The organism is Pedobacter sp. UYP30 (assembly GCF_040547165.1).
Taxonomy (GTDB): Bacteria; Bacteroidota; Bacteroidia; order Sphingobacteriales; family Sphingobacteriaceae; genus Pedobacter.
This window is the reverse complement of sequence record NZ_JBEPPD010000001.1, coordinates 18,783-36,729: the sequence shown is the minus strand read 5'-3', so window position 1 is coordinate 36,729 and position 17,947 is coordinate 18,783. Positions and strand designations below refer to the sequence as shown.

The following is a 17,947-nucleotide window of genomic DNA, read 5'->3' as shown; positions in this document are numbered from 1 at the left end:
GAAATTTTGCGTTAACGATAGAAGCGGCAGCTTTTTTGTTCTGCTTTTTCAGCAAGACAAAAAACTATAACGGATAGCGTGTAAAAACGCCCAAATCATCTAGAAAATATTCATAGCGTTTACACACTATTTAAACCGTATTGCCTTTAACGGAGATACTTTACTTATTAAAAAAGAGGGGATAATTAATACGACTAGGCAGATAACAATAGTAAGTAGGTTTAAGATTGCCACATCTGCCAAATGAAACTCTACAGGAACGTAAGACAGAAAGTAAGAGGACTGATCTAATTTAAAGAAATGAGTTTCTGCCTGTAAAAAACCTAAACCAAGACCTAACACATTCCCCAGTATTAAGCCAATAATGATTAGATAGGCAGCATTGTAAAGAAAAATCTTCATAATGCTTTTGTTGGTTGCGCCGAACGATTTTAGCATTCCTATCATATTTGTACGTTCTAAAATCATAATCAACAGGGCTGTTACCATATTTATTACGCCAACTATAAGCATTAAAACCAACAGCACATTTGTGTTTACGTCTAACAAGCCCAACCAGGTAAATATATTTGGGTAATTCTCTTTTACCGAATATGAGCGAAGGTTGTTTGGCAAGTTTTCGAAAATATTTTTAGCAACAGGCTGCAACTTAGAAAAATCTTTAATGCGAATTTCTACCCCGCCAACTTCGTTGGGCTGCCAATTATTTAGACGTTTTACAATGTTTATGTCGCCAACAACAAAGCCTTTATCTATGTCTTCTACACCAATTTCGTAAATGCCGACCACTTTAAATTTACGTCGCCGCGGTGGATCTTGCACAAAATACATGATAAACTCATCACCTGTTTTTAACTTCAAGCGCTTTGCAGTATAATTTGAAATCAGCAATTCTTTCATTGCCGCAGCACTATCTGCAAAGTTGATTACGCGGCCGCTTAGCAAATGGTGTTTTATATAATCCCATGGATAGGTTTTGTCTATGCCCTTGAAATTGATGCCATCAATTTCTGAATTTGCCGATAAAATGGCTGGTTTAGTAGCAAAAGGATAATAAGTCTCGATTTGAGTATTGCTATTTAACTGCTTTTTTAAGCTATCTGTAAATATAAATGGCGAATGCTCAAAAGAATTGTTCAGGTCGTAGCGAATAACCTCTATATCTCCAATAAAACCTCTAACCTTATATTGTATTTCTGTTTTAAAACCTTTAATAATGGCAACAGAAAGTACCATAACTGCCAAACTGAGCATAACACCTACAATGGCTATGCGAACGATTAGTTTAGAAAATTTTCGTTCAGACCTAATTGCAATACGCTTGGCAATAAAATATTCGAAATTCAAAGGTTTATAATTTTGTATTTTAGCAAAAATGCTCAAATCATTTTAAAAAGCCATATTTTAGTTTTTTTTAAAATTGGTAAACAGCATTAATTCTGGCTAGATTGATAATTATTAACTTAGAATAAAAATTTTTGTGATGAAAAACTATTTTGTAATTGCTTTTTTTATCTTGACCTATTTGACAGCTTGTAGTGAACCCAAATCTACGAAAGAAAAGAGTCGAAAGACTAACGATGAAATTAATTCACTCTCTAAACCAATAGACTCTATAAAAACAGGTGCCGACCAAACAGAGAAATATCTGCCATTGCTAAAAGGCAAACGCATTGGTATGGTGGTAAATCTCACCTCTATTATTGCAAACGAAACATCGGTAGACAGCCTGCTAAAATTGGGAATAAAAATTGAAAAAATATTTGGGCCCGAGCATGGTTTTAGGGGAAAAGCTAGTGCAGGCATCAGCGTTGCAGATGACGTAGATGCTGAAACAGGCATAAAAATTATTTCTTTATATGGCAAACACAGCACACCAACCAAAGAAGATCTGCAAGATATTGATGTAATGATTTTCGATATTCAAGATGTTGGCGTTCGGTTTTACACGTACATTAACACCTTGCAACACGTAATGGAAGCATGCGCAAACAACAATAAGCCACTTATTATTTTAGACCGGCCTAACCCAAATGGCTATTTAATTGACGGGCCAATATTGGATCCAAAATTTAAATCGGGTATTGGCCTGCAGGCAATACCAATTGCGCATGGACTTACCATTGGCGAATATGCCCAAATGTTGAATGGAGAGGGATGGCTAAAGGATAATGTAAAGTGCGATATTACAGTAATAAAGGTGGCAAATTACAGGCATAATATGGATTATGTGCTGCCAGTAAAACCATCGCCAAATTTAAATACGCAACAATCTATCATGCTTTATCCAACAACTTGCTTGTTTGAGGGGACATATTTAAATCATGGTAGAGGCACTCAATTTCCTTTTACCGTTGTGGGTGCGCCTTATTTAAAAGGTATTTTCTATTTTAGTTTTACGCCAAAAAGCATAAAAGGCATGGCAGAAACGCCCATTTTTCAAGATCAAGTGTGTTTTGGTTTAGATTTAAGAACCGTTGACATAGCCAAGATTAAGAAAAGCAAACAACTGCAATTGCAATGGCTGATGGAACTTTACAAAAAATCTCCGAAAAAAGCAGACTTTTTTAACACCAAACTAAGTAACCAAATGGGCGTGATAGAAAGACTGGTTGGCGTAGGAGATTTTAGAAAACAGATTGAAGAAGGAAAAACCGAGCAAGAAATTAGAGCAAGCTGGGAACCGGGACTAAGTAAATACAAACAAATGAGAAAAAAATATTTGTTGTATAAGTAAAATAAACCGATTGGTTTAAAATTGAAATGTTTTGTTAAAAACGCGTTTAATTCCTTTTATAAAACAAAAAGACAGCCTGTCGGTTTTCTAAACAATTGATTATAAGTTGAAATAAACAGATTTTTAATTTGAAAACTAAATTTGAATAAAAATGACCGAACCTAAAAAAATAAGCGACAAACCTGGAAGTAATTATCAAGAAGAGCACCCTAAAGATAGCGAACCAACCGACCATAAAACGGTTAAAAAACCTGAAGACAAAGTCTATACCAAAGATGAGCCTCATTATAAAAACCCTGCGAAGCAGCGGGAGAACGATGAGCAGCCGGTACATTCAATTAAAGATCCTCCAAAAGAAGATTAGTTCTTCTTTTGAAGCTTATTTGCATCTTTTAAGAATGACAGTAAAACCTTTTCATCTTCGTGTAAAGCAAATGTGTTTTTGGCATTTGCTTTATTTAGCTTTTTAATATACTTATCGAGGTTATTTTCCTCAAATGCCGTAATAAGCAGAGGATAAACGTAAGAGCTTTTACATACTGCCCGCGTATTCCCCAATTTGGTTGCCACACAATCTAAAACCGACACAATCTGTTTTTTGGCGGTAGTTGTAGAAATTTCTTCACCTTGGCTGCATTTTGCAAATTGCCTAAGCGCTTCTAGCGTTCCTCCCCAAGTTCTAAAGTCTTTTGCCGTAAAATCGTCACCGGTAATTTCTTTAATATATTGGTTAATTTTTCCAGAATCTATGCCTCTATGTTCTTTCCCATCGGCGTAATATTGAAACAATTGCTGACCTGGGATATCTCTACATTTTTTTACCAACTTGGCTAATCTCAGATTAGTTAATTCTAAATCTTGCTTAACCCCCTTTTTTCCAACAAAGGTCATTTTTATTTTACCTCCCTTTATTTTAACATGTTTATCTCTAAGCGTGCTAAGTCCAAAAGAACCGTACAATTGCTTATAGCTTTCGTTTCCTACTCTAATAAGCGAATGCTGTAAAACCTCTATGCAAATGGCCAACACCTTAGTCTCGTCGAAGTTTTTTCGTCTTAAATCTTTTGCAAGTTGTCTGCGTGCTATAGGCAAGGCCTTTCCAAACCTCAGCAAATTGCTATATTTATTTTCAGACTGGCGCTTGGTCCAATTAGCATGGTATTTATATTGCTTTCGTCCGGCAGCATCAATACCTGTAACCTGCAAATGGGCATTTGGTTTTGCAGCTATCCACACGTTTTGCCATGCAGGCGGAATAACAAGCGCCTTAATTCGGTCTAGTTGCGCTACGTTTGTAATGGTTTTTCCATCTTCGTCTTGATAGGAAAAATGCCCAATTTTGCCTTTTCTATAAATCCCAGGCGCACTATCATTTGTATAAACTAACCCGTTTGCTTTAACCTGTTCTAAATCTGGTGCCATCTTTTAATAAAAGAGATTAATATTTTTAGTTATTTTGTCGCTTTAAAACATAGCTTGATGAAAATAGTTTTTATGGGCACGCCCGAATTTGCGGTTGCTTCTTTGGCAGCAATTTTAACTGCAAAAATAGAAGTTGCAGCCGTTGTTACCGCCGCAGATAAACCTGCAGGCCGCGGACAAAAGCTGAATGAAAGTGCTGTAAAAAAGTTTGCGACCGAAAAAAATATACCCGTTTTACAACCCCTTAAATTAAAGGATGCCCAATTTATTGAAGAGCTAAAGCGCTTCGGTGCAGATCTATTTGTGGTTGTTGCGTTTAGGATGTTGCCACCTGTTATTTGGCAAATGCCAAAAAAAGGAACCATAAATTTACATGGCTCTTTATTGCCGCAATATCGCGGTGCGGCGCCAATAAATCATGCCATCATTAATGGCGAAGCCGAAAGCGGTGTTACAACTTTTTTTATAAAAGAAGAAATTGATACAGGCGACATCATCTTTAAAAGTAGCGTAGCTATAGGCGCTGAAGCCAGTGCAGGAGATTTACACGACAAGTTGATGCAGGAAGGCGCTAATTTACTGGTTAAAACCATCAACGCAGTTGAGAGCGGATGCATTAACGAACAACCCCAAAACAATAGCACCCCGCTAAAATCAGCACCAAAAATTTTTAAAGAAGATTGCAAAATCAATTGGAACGAAAGCAGCAAAACTGTTCATAACTTTATTAGAGGATTAAGTCCGTACCCAACTGCTTTTACCCAATTAAATGGTAAAATTCTAAAAGTATTTAAAGCCACCGTAGAGTTTACAGCACCTACACAACAAGTCGGAGAATTTGAAACGGATGGTAAAACTTTCTTAAAGTTTGCAACGCAAGATGGGTATATCCATTTGCTAGATGTACAGTATGAGGGCAAGAAACGTATGCAAATTGAAGATTTTTTACGCGGTATGCGTTTGTAACGTTAAAGTATCTTCGTTAGGACTGTAATAGACTTCCGTCGGCTGCCATAGTGTTAATGCACGTCGTTTATTTATCACGCTGTTTTAAAATACTCGTCAATTTCAGCTCTGTGATAGTCAACTATCCACTCATTCCGTTTTAGATAAATTTCTCTTATTTTGTCAGCTTTGTCGCTAAAAATCTTGCAGCCTCTATCATCGTACATTTGGAACGATTTGTCAGTCAATGAATCAAAGAAAAATATTTTTTGATCAACTATTGGCTCAAATCCCATTTCTGTATTTGCAATTTATGGGGGGTATTTAGAATAACATAACTATGTGAATTATAAAAAAGTGCGAAATTTGTGCGTTAACGATATAACGAAGGCGCTTTTTACGCTAAATTATGTTTTTTGAGAAGGTAGTTAGAAAACAATATTATCTTGGTATTTGCGTGGGTTAGGTTGGATAAGTGAAGTAAATGAGCGATGTTTAAAATAGTCTGATTGGATAACAATATCTTGATCTTTGATTTATACAAGTAACTCTTGAAATGCAACCCCACTTAATTAGTTTTTAACAATTCTACGAAGCTTTTTTATATAAATACTAATGAGGTATTTTAGCAGCATTTAAAACACTAATCCACGCTCCAATACATATAGGTTAACGTTCGATAGAATCGATTTTGGAATCTTCAATTACATCTTTCAACGCAGGTATGTTTTCAATTTCTCTTATAAAAACATCAGTTGCTTTTAAAAATTTTTCCAACGGCAAATTAAAGCCTTCAAGCTTGTCTAACTCGGCTAAAACTACTTTAGAATACGTTTTATAATCAAATTTCAATCCCGTCAAATGCTTTTTATTATCATAGATAGCGGCGAATAAACTATCAAACGACTCGTCGTAAATTATGTTAACCAAATCTACAAAAGCTAAAAAACTTTTTATGTTGGAGTACAAGTTGGCGCTATTTCCGGCTAAAGAATGTAACTCTTTTGCTAGTTTAGCTTGATAGTCTTCTAACTTCCATAGCTGACGCATTCTAACCTTGTTTAAGGCTGTTTGATCAGGCAGTATGTCATCATTGGCAAATGCCTTTTCAAAGTCTGAGTAATCCATATTGCCGTCTGCATCATAACTGGGCAAAAGCGAAGCGTTATGCTTGATTGTATTTTTTAGGTGTACAGAAGACGGGGAATTTAGGTGTACAGACTCGATGTTGTTTTTATTGTCATTTTTTGTTATTTTAATTAGCTCAAAGTTATGCTTGTATACATCTGGATTATCGTCCGATAAAAAGTAATCTGCCGAAAGATTAAACTTCACACACATAGTCTCAATTAGCTCAAAAGTGGGTTTGTTGCGCTCTGATTCAATCATAGTAATACTATTTCGTTTTGTTCCCGTTATCTCTGCAAATTCTTTTTGGGTAAATTCAAAGTACGTTCTAAGCTTTTTAAGCTGATTTCCTGCGTTTGACATTGTCTAAAATTATTTCAACAAAATAAAAAAGTTATGCTAAATGTTGTTAAGTAATTTTAAATAACTTATTATTGCACAACATACGCAGCAAAATTATAAAAATTATGAACAAACAGGAATTAAATAAGATGTTGCCGCACGGCTACAGACAGAAGATTGCAGATAAACTGGGTGTCCACAGGAATACAGTAAGAAATTGTCTTAGTGGCAAAATTGATTCTCCCGATATGGAAATAGCAGTTTTAGAGGTAATTGCTGAATTAAAGGACAAACGCAATGATTTGATTAATAGAATACAATCATAATATGGAAAGGCTGGGGTATAAAGATATTCTGATATCTGTTGATGAGCTCTTATGTTTAGTTCCGACCAAAAATCAAGAAAAGTTCTTTAATACGATTAAAAATGGAATGAAGCGTTGTAGAAAACTCAATGGAGGCACTTGGATTAATGTTGAAGATACTAATGATGGACGTAAGCGACTCGTCCATTATTCTAGCATACCTGAAAATACGAAAGAAATTTACAAGCTTCCCAATTCGACCACGTTGATTCAGAAGGTTAAAAACGAAAAAGACTTTGATAAGATAGACCAAAAGCAATGCAAGATAGATATTGAATCCATGCAAATATTATCTATCCTAAAAGATGCGGCAGAGAAGCAATACATCAAATTTTGCCCAAAATATTTAAAGCTATTCCCCAGCGAACCCGATAAAGTTATCATTTACGCGCGTACACATGCGGTGGCTAGCGCACTTTTAACCCTACGGTATAAGCATAAACTAAGGAGTTTGCAGGGGGGGTATATGCAAATAGCGGGGCTTAAAAGCTACGTTACCAACTATGCAGAATTTTGCAAAAAAATGTCTCAATGGGCTGAAAACGGTATAAATCTAATACATAAGCTTACCGGAACAGACCAAAAACACCTAAAAAAGGTAACGGACTTTCATATTGGGAAAATGGAGCAATATTATTCGCACCCAAACCAGTACACCTATTCAATGATTACAGAGCTGACAAACGCAGATTGCAAAGCAATAGGGCTTAAAGAAATATCAATCGAAAGCGTAAAAAAGTATCTTGGACAACCTTCTGTAAAAAACAGGCTTTCCTATTATCGAAGCAAAGAATTTTTCAAAAAGAACGTGCAGCCGTTTGCACGTAGAAAAGAATCGCTTTTTAGCGGAGACCTTTATTATGCCGATGGTTCGCCTTTACAGATTTTCAGCTGGAACAAAGAACACACAAAGAAGATAAGATTAAACCTTTTTGCCGTAATGGATGTGAAAAGCTCAAAGATTGTAGGGTTTGACCTTGCCGAAAGCGAAGACCGTTACAATTGGTTCGCTGCTTTTAAAATGGGTTTTGATATGGAAATGTTGCTCCCTTATGAGGTTGTATATGACAATGCGAGTGCTACCAAAACGCAAGAATTTAAAACCTTAAAAGAAAAGCTATTGGTTAGGGGCTGTCGCTTTAATCCTGCCGAAAAGGGAAACCCACAGCATAAGGCACAACTTGAGCGCTGGTTTGGAACATTTCAAAGTACCTGCCAACGGATGATTGACGGTTACATTGGAGAGGGTATCCGCTCTAAAAGAACTAACGGGCGTATAGATGCAGAGTTTTGGGGAAAGGCTGTTAGAAAGGATGATTGCTATACATGGGATAGCATGGTAATGATTATTACCCAACTGATAAGCGTGTACAACCAGAAGGCCGCTAAAAATCGAAAAGCGCCTAGCAAGGTATTTGCCGAAAGTGAAAAACCAAATGCACCAATTATAGGAAAAGAAGATATTGCGCAATTGTTCTACCACAGCAAAAAGCTAAAAATTAGCCGCTCTGAGCTAAAGCACACTGTTCGCCACGTTGATTACTATTATGAAGTGTTTGACCATACGCAGGGGCTTAAACTCAACGGAAAAGAAGTTATTACCTATTATAACGAGGGCGATCTATCCACGGTACATATATTTTCCCTCCAGAACGAATATTTAGGGGAGTTAAGACAGAAAATCGGACTTGTACAGGGAAAAGCCAATCAACAGCCATCCGATGTACAACAGATTATAAAAACCAGTAAACATAACAACAGCATCTCTACCACCGTTCGAGACGCCACCCAAAAAATAGCAGATAAGGCCGCCGCAATAAATCAAGATGCCTTCTATAACATTAGTAACCCGTTTACGGTTGCGAAAGAAACCTTTAATACAGCCGAGACCAAATTGATGATGGATTACGTCTCCGAGCATTCCGATGTAAACAGCGAAAGAGTAAAACCATACACGCCAATTGCGTACAATACTCCTTTGAGCAAAAGGAACGATAAGAAACCACTTACAGAGCGCTACAGCAAACAGTTTCAAGATAAAAACCCCGATTTGAGCGTGGTAGAGCAGAAATAACAAAACCGCTAAGGTATGCGGCCAAAGCGGTTTTAAAACTGTTTTAAATGCCTTTTAAAAGCACTTAAAATTTAATCTATACAAATATGCAAAAAGAAAATCTATTTATCGAAGCGCGGCAACTGATTGCCGAATTTCGAGAGCAAAAGAAAATGAGCAATGTTAAGATTGCTGCCAAGGTTGGCGTCAGTAATGCAATATTAACATTCATAAACAATGACCAGACCGAAATGGTGTCTGAGGAAATGTTGTTGAAAATTATTAACGGCCTAAAACCAAAAACGGGTTTTAACATCATCCGCACATCTAATTTTAACACTATTTGCGGGATATGTAACGACAGCAGTAAAATGCACAAGCTTACCGCGATTATCGGTTACACCGGGGCTGGCAAAACTACGGCGCTCTCCGATTACTACCGGAATACTAAAGACGCTTTTTATGTAGAGTGCAAGAACACCATGAACCGAAAGCAGTTTTTCCACAAAGTGCTTTCAGAAATGGGTATCAACTTTATGGGTACCGTTTACGAAATGGTAAACATGATTGCAAACGAGTTGAACACCAGAAAAAACCCATTGTTGATTATTGACGAGGCGGGTAAACTTTCCGGAACGATAATACTAGACCTCCATGATCTGCGAAACGCGACAATGAACAATGCCGGAATTATTATGGCAGGTTGTGAGTATTTCCAAAAGAATATGACCAGAGCGGCCGAAAAGGATAAAACAGGGTACCCCGAGTTTTACAGCCGGATTGTTAACTGGCATATTCTAAACAGACCGACAAAGGCCGAGATTTCCGCGATATACGAAAACAACGGGCTAACAGATAACGAGATAATCAAAGATTTTTTAAGGCTTTCAAATTACAGACAGGTTTATAACTCTATAATTAACGAAAGGGGTATTTATGAGCTATAGGAGAAAGACAATAGCGGAGCTGCTGGAATTAAAGCTGGAAGCCAAAAAGCTTTTTGTCCATGAGGGCAAAACGAACCGCGAAATATCAAAACTTATTGATGTTAGCGAAAACTCTTTAACTGTTTGGTCAAAGCTTTACAACTGGAGCGCTGACCGCGAAAAGGTGTTCAACAACAAAATGAAGTGCGCTGACGAAGTTGAGATTATCAAGATTTTTGAGGCCTTCAAACATTATTCGAGAACAGTTATTCCGGAGCAAATACAAGAATTACCAACCGAAATAACAGACTTTTTAAACTTAATCAAGAAACCATGATTTACGCAACAAAACCGCAGGTACAAAAAATAAATATTCTCTTAATCCAACTGGGGCTTAAAGACGAAAAGAGTGAAGTTATCAGCAATTTCACTGAGGGGCGTACTGTCCACAGTAGCAAAATGAGCATTGAGGAGGCTAGAAATCTTTTGTTAAAGCTTTCAGAGTACAGCCCAGATGAAAGAATAAAAAGTTTGATATTTTCATTGGCCTATCAATCTGGCATAATCTACGGAAGTACACCAGAAGACAAGCGAATGAACACAGCGAAGCTAAATCTATTTTTGAAAGAGCGCGGAACGGTAAAGAAGGAATTAAAGGAAATGACCTACGCGGAACTTATAAAGACACACCGCCAATTTGAAGGGATTGTTAGAAACACCACAAAAAGTGCAGATAATAAAAATGCAGATAAACTGGTGAGAAGCCTTCTAGGTGAATTGAGTTTAACCACAATCAAAAATTAGATATATGGTAAGGATAGGAAAAAACACACTGATTATAGAAATCGAACATTCTAGTCCGTTTGAGTTCTATGGCTCTCTAAAAACTGCATTGCTTACTGGTCTCGAAAATCTACACACTGATAGTTCGAGCGCTACGGATGGGATGCTAGAAAGCATAAGCCGCACCTGCGAATTTTTAAAGCATTTGGAGTTGTCGGATGAACAGCAATCGGCGATCTGCAAGGCAATTGATACTAACGATATTATGAATAAGATTTTCTCAAACAAATAAACCAACCATGAGCGAAAGAATATTAACACCCGAACAAATTGAGGCAATAGAAAGGTTTACAGAACTCATCTCTTATGATGTTGACCTAGAGACAATAGAAGGAGTCTTGGACGTGTCTATTTGGGACATTACCCGCTTTAAGTTGAGTGATAGTGAGTTCACTGGTTATGACGGAGCAGAAAACGAACTGTTCTGGCTAAGAAAGCTTAAAGAGGTTTGTGGCGGTAAAGTTTTCTGGTAACAATAGGCGGTAGTATTATGATAAAACCGAAAACAAGCAGACGCGAAAAGCGGAACGGTGAAATTTTAAAGGACTTTAGAGCAATGTACAACAAAGGTTATCGTGTAGAGGTAATTTTTAAACGCCTTTCAGATAGGTATTTTATTGCACCGGAAACAGCCCAGAAAATAACCTATGCCGAGGCTAAAAAATTTAACACGGATAGTCGACCGCCTTAACATTAAAACAGGAAAGAATAAATAGTTAAAACATCAACACAATTACAATTAGACAAAATGTTAAAAAGCAAGAAGAAATTTATAATTCAGACTGAGCGGGTCAATAGCTATGGCTTTCGGGTTCTTACCGCTGGTGTCAATATCGAACAGTTCAAAAGAAACCCGTTGATGCTGTGGATGCACAGAAGGCCAAACGGCCTTGATAAAAATGAGGTGCTGCCGCTTGGTTACTGGTCGGATATAGAAGTTAGGGACAGTATCATCTATGGCACGCCTGTTTTTGATGATACGGATCAGTTTGCAATGCTGATCTATAATAAGGTAGAGAACGGAACGATAGCTATGGCAAGCGCCGGCCTCATTCCGCTCGAATGGAGCGACGACCCTGATTTGCAACTACCGGGACAAACGAGCCGAACGCTTGTAAAGTCAGTTATAGACGAATGTAGCTTGGTAGATATAGGCGCAAACCCAGATGCAATGGCAGTTGCATTATACAATCCGCATGGCAATAAAATAAACCTTTCAACTACGCCACAGAATGAATGGCCAGTTTTTAAGAAGAAAGGGAGCTATGTTGCAACCTCGAAAGAGGTGCAAGCTGTTCTATCGACCGCGAGAGAAAGTGAAAAAATTGGGGTATATGATTTAAGCTTTTATAGGACAGCTTTAGAAAATAATTTTGAAGATACAAAGGAATTTCTAAACTCTAAAAGAGCAGGTTCAGCCGTAACATCATCTTTAGTAAACAAGCCGTTTGAGGAACTATTTAAAACGAACGGGTTAGAGCTATTAAAAAAGTATGAGCCTGCTGTCTATGCCGAAAAGTTTAAATCAAAATTTGGCAAATACCCGTCAAACATGGGGCTTTAATTTCAATTTTATAAAAATAAAACAATTCAAAATCAAACATTATGCAACCAGTACTAATTTACAAAGACGAATTACGTGTCACACAAGAAAAAGAATATCTGGACACTGTAATCGCATACATGCAAACGCTGTATAACGAATTTAAAACCCTCTCTGTTGATGTTACCTTAACAGAGTTGGTTAGTTTAGGTAGAACACAGGGTAACATTTCACAAAAGAGCAGCGAAAAGAGAATTGATGATTTTGTTATGGACTATCTTATTGTGAAAGCAGGCGAACCTAGTTTCAACGGAGTCAGAATTTCTAGAGAAAAATTAGGCGAGATGATTGAAAAGCCAGACTTAACGGCAGTCTTCGGAGTGTTAAACAGCAGTAATAATTGGAGGAAGTATGATTTTGCTATTGTTGAAGCCTGGTTAAAACTCGATAACGATATTGTCAGCAAATCGGACAATGCCTATGATCTAATTGATGCACTTTACACTTACTATTCAAAAAATGATTTTGGAGCAGTATTGACCACCAAACTTTTTGATTTGTGTGGAATCGTCAACACGTATTATGCCTTTTGCACTGAAAATGGATTTTTGGCGGAATCTACACCCAGTAGCGCTGGAGTGCCAATTTTAGGAATCGAGTTTAAGAACTACTCTCACAGACCAAACCTTGATTTTATAAGAGAAAAGGAAGGCATGAAAGAAGCCTACGCGGCAGTATAAAATTTAGTTGTTATAATTTTGGGATTAAGGCGGCCTTTAACGGTCGCCTTTTTTGCGTTTAATACTAGCAAGCTGTACTTAATTATTTTTTGGAGCATATTATGCTGCTTATTTTAGTGCCAATAAAGTTTCTCAGGCGGCAAAAGATAAAGACACATCTTATGACGAGGTAAACCCACAGAAAGGTTTGCCTTGTTTGCTTAAAAGGCGGCAATGTTTGCATAATTGCAAATCCAATTTGAGAAAGCTTTGATATTTTTAGGATATGATAAGAGGAAACCAAATAATCCAATCAATATTTCCATCGGAAATAGAAGAGAATAGACCGGAAGATAATAGGAAGGGGATATATGCAGTTGAGCGAAATGAGTGCCTTCTTACTAGATTCTACTTTTACTATTACATAAAAAAAAGGAGATTCGATACTACATTATCGGATTTAGCAAAAGAGTTTTATATATCGACACGGACTATCACTAATTACATTGCCGATAATGGAGAGATGCTTAAAAAACTTGTAGCACAAGATTGTAGTATAAAAGATTTGCGCAAAAAATACCCACACTTAATCTGGAATTAAATATAACAAAACATCATTAATATGAGCGACGTACAATTAGACGTAGATTTTAAACTGAATGCGCCCGAAGCCATTGCAGAAGCCAAGCGCATTAAGGCAGAGGTTGCTGGCGTTGGCGAAACCGCCGAAGCTGCATCTACACGTGGGCGAAAATAGCACAGCTAAAAGCAGAATACGATAAGATTATTACCGATGGCGCTGCAAGTGCAGCCGATTTGGCAAAGGTTACTGGCATTGATTTATCAAATGGAGCAGTAACCAGCGGTAAAGGCATTGCAGGCACAATTAAGCGAGAAATTACCGAGCAAACAGGCAGCGAACTTGTGGGCTTGTAGCGCTCTATGTACGATATTGCAAAGCAACATTTGAACGTAGGCCAAAATTCAATGACAATATTTAAGCAACAGCTTCTAGCTGAATATGAAATATCAGCAAACACTGCAAACACAGTTTTAAGGCTTGATACGGTGATTGTAAAACTAGAAACGATAGGTAAAAACACAAAATGCAGCGCAAGCAATGCCTACGATAAAGGAATCTAATTTTTGTACAGGCAAAGCCGTGGATTGCTAGTAAAAATAAAGCCATGTTATAAATAACATGGCTTTAAAAAAAATGCTACCCCTGCATTTTTCAGCAGATGTACCTTTAAAAAGGCTGCTTTCTCCGCTTTATAGCATTTACAAATATACAAACATTAAACAATAGTACGCTTTGAAGTTGGAAATAATGATTGAAGGGCCAAAAGTAGTAGCATTAAAAAAACATGCCGAGAGCCTAAACGCAGCAGTTTAGAGCTTATAAATGCATGCCGTTTAGACTTAACCTATAATCAATTTTTGTATTAGGAAAATACTAGCTGGCGGTTCACATTGTCCATTACATTGTGTATAACTGTTTAATATTAGGATTAACAAGAGCTAGTGAATGATTTGTTTGAAACATAACAGGAGCTTTTATTAATCTCTCTTCACTATTACAAATCCAGTTACTTTTGTTTTGATTGAGGTATTAGTTTTTTGAACTTTAAAGATGCTTTAAAGTCTATAACTATTAAAATAGTTATTAATTCTAGTTACATATTGAAGATGTAATTGCGGTTAAGCAGTAGACAGCCTTGGAGGTTAAGGTTGTGGGCGTGGCGGCTGAAATCAGCGTGATTACTTCAATAATCTCATTTAAAACCCCGCATAAAAACGGGGTTTTTTATTTAATTTCACACGGTTTTTTAAACACATATACTTGTTTTTTAAAGCATTTTAAAATCTTAAACTTTTTAAAAACCGTATTGAATTTTAAATACTTTTTATATTGGTTTTTAAATAGCGTTTATAAATTCCTCTTATAATATTTTCAATATTAATTTCCTTTACTGATAATTTTCCTATAATAACTCGTACTTCGGCCTTTTCTAGAACTTCTTGTCCACTTTTATTTACTGTAAGTTCACAAGTGTTTACTTGTTCTATTTGGTTATAAAATTTTTCAAATTGCTTAATCGGAAATTGTTCATGCAAATATTGTTTTGAGATATTAAAAGAATACGGTTCTAAGTATTGATAAATTAAAATCCAAATCAAATGATTCCGGTTGTCAAATGTGTCGTAAAAAAGTTGGAGTGCTCTGTCTGTGGCTTGGCCTACCCTTTCAATAGTTCCATTTTCTAATATTTCGCCACCTAGCTCAAACCTAATTTGCACTTGCCCGCCAACAGAATACTCTGTGTCAATTTTTGCAAAAGGATAAACCCTGTCAAAGTATGATTGTAATTCTTGTCTTAGCATTTCTGTCAAATTGGGGAAATGGCCTGTAAATTATAACTTTCGATTGTAATTTACCCCTACCCTGAGCGCTTTTAATCCAGCAACGCCTTGCAGTTCCTCTAACTCTAATATTTCAAGGTCATCGTTAAATAATTGCTCGTTGGTTAGATAGTTGATGTATTCGATATATTCTTGGGCTTCTTCATTGGTAAAATAAACGATGGCAATCTTATCTGGCTGTGTCAATCGTTCGCGCCGGTCTTTTATCAAAACCTTATCTATGCGCTTCTTAACTACTTCATATCTAATATTATAAGCACCTTCTACATCAAACCTACGTTCATCAGTTCTAAAGCTGATGTCTATCGCACTAGAATGCACAAAAATTAGTTGGGTGGTTAACAATTTATGGGGAATCTTTTGCTGTATTTCCCTCGTCAGCCTTGTTATTTCTACCATAGAGGTAAGTTGCCAAAGCCTAATGTTTTTTAAATACAACAAATCGAAGGTCTTATAGGGAGCAATATCTTGGCCGATATAAATATCATACTCTACACCATCCGTTCTAAATTTGGCGAAATAACAGGGAAAAGATTCCTGCAAGATTTTTTGTTGCTTGTCTAAATATTTGCCAATTTTTGTGTTTATAAATTGCATGGATATTTCCAGTGCTCTTCTGTTTTTAAATACAATACCATGTTCGGCATCAATTTGCTCAAAGTAATGTGTCAATAAAGAAACGGTAACTGGATAATTTGTCCTCATCATAGAAAAAAGCGGAAATACATCATTTTCTAAAAACTCTGTAAACTGGTTTTCTTCTGTAGTTAAGATTATTTCATTAATTTTTTTAGACCAATTGTTACAAGAATACAGCAATTTATCTGTCAGCTCTAAATTTACAGAGCTACAAATATTTCCCAAAGTTTCTATCAATAAATTGATGTGTATTTCTATGTCTTCTTTAAGTGCCCGGTTTCTTTCTATGGTAGAATCTCTAACATCTATAGCTCCAAATAGTGGGTAAACGTGCTTAAAAACAATTTTCTCAACATCTCTAAAACTGTTGCCTTCTTCATTTTGACGGAGATAATTCCATACCGCTTCGTTAAATTTCCATTGTACAGCGGGCTGAAGAACAGTGAATTTGCTCATCAGAACGGACTCAATCTTACCGTTGAATTCTTCTATGCCATAGTGAAAAAGTTGCCCAATAAGTGGGATGGCATACCCAATTTTAAGTATTAGGTTATCATCAAATGAAACCTCACTGGTTGAGAAAATTTCTACTACGCCACAAAGAACAGCGCTATAAAACACGGGTATTACCGCATAAGAGCGCACGCCATCTTCTTTTAAAACCCTTAAAAAATCATCATTTAAAGCATTTTCTTCTGTAATTCTTCTAACAAATTTCGACTGTGGATTTTCAATGTAATTATTAATGAGCTTGTAAAATACGTCTTCGCCCAAATCTGCTTTTCTAGCAGCAGCAATTAATTTACTTTTAGAAAACCCCGTCTCTTCAAAAACCAACCTATTGTTAACCGTTAAAAATGGCATAAGGCCAAAATCCAGGTCGCTATTTCCAGAAATAATTTTTAGTGCTTCGATTACCTCTTGATACGCTTCATCTTGATAATTGTGATTTACCAAAGTAGCTCTAATATCAGCTAAAGCATGTTGCAGCGTCACATTTTTTATAGAAATGATGTTAAAGCCTTCAAAAAAGAAATTATCCAATGGTACGCATTGTTCCAAATAGACCAGTTCGTCGCCAGACTGTATTCGTTGACTTAATTCTTCGAAATCAATTTTAGGCAGTTCGTTTTTATGGGAGACCTCAACAAAGCTCGAATCCAGTTCTACGCCATAATATTCTTTTAACTTCGTTTCTGGATTTATTCGTGCATAAAAAACATCGCCTTTCAAAGCTGAATCGAAATTATAAAATTTCTCTAAAATCATGTTGTAAATGATTTTTTTTCTGCGTGCAGCAACCTCGGTCAATCCACCATCTAAATTTTTATCTATCGGGTTTGTAGCAAAAAAATCGCCGAAAGCGTTGCTACTCAAAAAGATCTTACTCGGAATTGGCATTCCCAATGCCCAAAAAAGTTCATCCTCATTGGCCAGCAATGGAGTTAAAATACTAAAAATCAGTTCAAGAATTTCGGGTTTGTCTGCAAGTCGATTTATATCTACTTCCTCCAACATAAAATCCATATCTGCAATTTTATCCAAAATAAACCTAAAAAACTCCTTTCTAAAGAAATTTTCGCTCGCTAGCCTTTCCTTTAAATATTTAACCAAAGGCAAAAAAGACAACCTAGATTTCGGGTGCTCTGTTAGGCAACTGTCGTCGAATATTTTAATTACAGAAGTATTCATAATAGGGTCTGTTTCAGTAATCGGTAGCTTACAAATTTAAAAAGTAATCTAGCAAATTATTATTGCTACAAGGTAATTGCACATGATTTAATGTCAATTTATTTTTTTGTTTGCTTTGTGAAAAACCCTCGTAAAACCAGAGGCACCAAAAGTACTTTATGGTACAATG

At 36.5% G+C, this 17,947-nt stretch carries 20 protein-coding genes; 14 read left to right on the top strand and 6 right to left on the bottom strand.

The features are described 5' to 3' along the window. Positions 1-126 precede the first annotated feature (126 nt). The gene (locus ABIB40_RS00215) at positions 127-1,347 is read right to left on the bottom strand and encodes an ABC transporter permease (protein WP_354354756.1); all 1,221 of its coding nucleotides are present in this window, start codon (positions 1,345-1,347) and stop codon (positions 127-129) included. Positions 1,348-1,483: 136 nt separating this feature from the next. Between ABIB40_RS00215 and ABIB40_RS00210 the strand changes: the two genes are divergently transcribed. Next, complete coding sequence (locus ABIB40_RS00210) at positions 1,484-2,737, top strand: exo-beta-N-acetylmuramidase NamZ family protein (protein WP_354354754.1); 1,254 nt, start codon at positions 1,484-1,486, stop codon at positions 2,735-2,737. Positions 2,738-2,888: 151 nt separating this feature from the next. Next, the gene (locus ABIB40_RS00205; RefSeq protein WP_354354753.1) at positions 2,889-3,101 is read left to right on the top strand and encodes a hypothetical protein; all 213 of its coding nucleotides are present in this window, start codon (positions 2,889-2,891) and stop codon (positions 3,099-3,101) included. Here ABIB40_RS00205 and ABIB40_RS00200 read toward each other — a convergent pair. Beyond that, positions 3,098-4,159: a DNA topoisomerase IB gene (locus ABIB40_RS00200; RefSeq protein ID WP_354354751.1), complete on the bottom strand. Its 1,062-nt coding sequence runs from the start codon at positions 4,157-4,159 to the stop codon at positions 3,098-3,100. The genes ABIB40_RS00205 and ABIB40_RS00200 overlap by 4 nt on opposite strands. 57 nt (positions 4,160-4,216) lie before the next feature. Here ABIB40_RS00200 and fmt point away from each other — a divergent pair, with 57 nt between their 5' ends. Further along, positions 4,217-5,125 carry a methionyl-tRNA formyltransferase gene (gene fmt, locus ABIB40_RS00195; RefSeq protein ID WP_354354749.1) on the top strand — a complete coding sequence of 303 codons (909 nt, stop codon included), beginning with the start codon at positions 4,217-4,219 and terminating at the stop codon, positions 5,123-5,125. Positions 5,126-5,199: 74 nt separating this feature from the next. Here fmt and ABIB40_RS20700 read toward each other — a convergent pair whose 3' ends face one another. Next, positions 5,200-5,415, bottom strand: a complete 216-nt coding sequence (locus ABIB40_RS20700; RefSeq protein ID WP_502931044.1) for a DUF3885 domain-containing protein — start codon at positions 5,413-5,415, stop codon at positions 5,200-5,202. Between the two features lie 358 nt (positions 5,416-5,773). After that, entirely contained in the window at positions 5,774-6,595 is an 822-nt protein-coding gene (locus ABIB40_RS00185) for a helix-turn-helix domain-containing protein (RefSeq protein WP_354354747.1), read from the bottom strand. 104 nt (positions 6,596-6,699) lie between these two features. On the opposite strand from ABIB40_RS00185, the gene ABIB40_RS00180 reads away from it, so the two are divergent. From ABIB40_RS00180 to ABIB40_RS00125, 11 genes are all read left to right on the top strand, one after another. After that, positions 6,700-6,900: a hypothetical protein gene (locus tag ABIB40_RS00180; protein WP_354354745.1), complete on the top strand. Its 201-nt coding sequence runs from the start codon at positions 6,700-6,702 to the stop codon at positions 6,898-6,900. 106 nt (positions 6,901-7,006) lie between these two features. Beyond that, entirely contained in the window at positions 7,007-9,013 is a 2,007-nt protein-coding gene (locus ABIB40_RS00175; RefSeq protein ID WP_354354744.1) for a hypothetical protein, read from the top strand. A gap of 86 nt (positions 9,014-9,099) precedes the next feature. Further along, on the top strand, positions 9,100-9,939 hold the full coding sequence (locus tag ABIB40_RS00170) for an AAA family ATPase (RefSeq protein WP_354354742.1): 840 nt from the start codon (positions 9,100-9,102) through the stop codon (positions 9,937-9,939). Continuing rightward, positions 9,929-10,255, top strand: coding sequence for a hypothetical protein (locus ABIB40_RS00165; protein WP_354354740.1), 327 nt, complete (start codon positions 9,929-9,931; stop codon positions 10,253-10,255). The genes ABIB40_RS00170 and ABIB40_RS00165 overlap by 11 nt, the downstream gene beginning before the upstream one ends. Continuing rightward, complete coding sequence (locus ABIB40_RS00160; protein ID WP_354354738.1) at positions 10,252-10,722, top strand: hypothetical protein; 471 nt, start codon at positions 10,252-10,254, stop codon at positions 10,720-10,722. Before ABIB40_RS00165 ends, ABIB40_RS00160 begins: the two co-directional genes overlap by 4 nt. A gap of 4 nt (positions 10,723-10,726) precedes the next feature. Beyond that, positions 10,727-10,993 (top strand): hypothetical protein, encoded by a 267-nt coding sequence (locus tag ABIB40_RS00155; RefSeq protein ID WP_354354736.1) that lies wholly within the window; start codon positions 10,727-10,729, stop codon positions 10,991-10,993. Positions 10,994-11,000: 7 nt separating this feature from the next. Further along, positions 11,001-11,234, top strand: coding sequence for a hypothetical protein (locus ABIB40_RS00150; protein WP_354354734.1), 234 nt, complete (start codon positions 11,001-11,003; stop codon positions 11,232-11,234). Between the two features lie 275 nt (positions 11,235-11,509). Further along, a complete protein-coding gene (locus ABIB40_RS00145; protein ID WP_354354732.1) occupies positions 11,510-12,325 on the top strand; it encodes an HK97 family phage prohead protease in 816 nt (271 codons plus the stop codon). A gap of 41 nt (positions 12,326-12,366) precedes the next feature. After that, on the top strand, positions 12,367-13,044 hold the full coding sequence (locus tag ABIB40_RS00140; RefSeq protein ID WP_354354730.1) for a hypothetical protein: 678 nt from the start codon (positions 12,367-12,369) through the stop codon (positions 13,042-13,044). 601 nt (positions 13,045-13,645) lie between these two features. Beyond that, positions 13,646-13,780, top strand: a complete 135-nt coding sequence (locus ABIB40_RS00130) for a hypothetical protein (RefSeq protein ID WP_354354726.1) — start codon at positions 13,646-13,648, stop codon at positions 13,778-13,780. 230 nt (positions 13,781-14,010) lie between these two features. Beyond that, positions 14,011-14,166: a hypothetical protein gene (locus ABIB40_RS00125; RefSeq protein WP_354354724.1), complete on the top strand. Its 156-nt coding sequence runs from the start codon at positions 14,011-14,013 to the stop codon at positions 14,164-14,166. A gap of 753 nt (positions 14,167-14,919) precedes the next feature. Here the strand turns inward: ABIB40_RS00125 and ABIB40_RS00120 are convergent. Together ABIB40_RS00120 and ABIB40_RS00115 are read right to left on the bottom strand one after the other, a co-directional pair. Continuing rightward, positions 14,920-15,408 (bottom strand): DUF3885 domain-containing protein, encoded by a 489-nt coding sequence (locus ABIB40_RS00120; RefSeq protein WP_354354722.1) that lies wholly within the window; start codon positions 15,406-15,408, stop codon positions 14,920-14,922. Positions 15,409-15,438: 30 nt separating this feature from the next. Beyond that, positions 15,439-17,778, bottom strand: a complete 2,340-nt coding sequence (locus ABIB40_RS00115; RefSeq protein WP_354354720.1) for a hypothetical protein — start codon at positions 17,776-17,778, stop codon at positions 15,439-15,441. Positions 17,779-17,947: the final 169 nt, after the last annotated feature.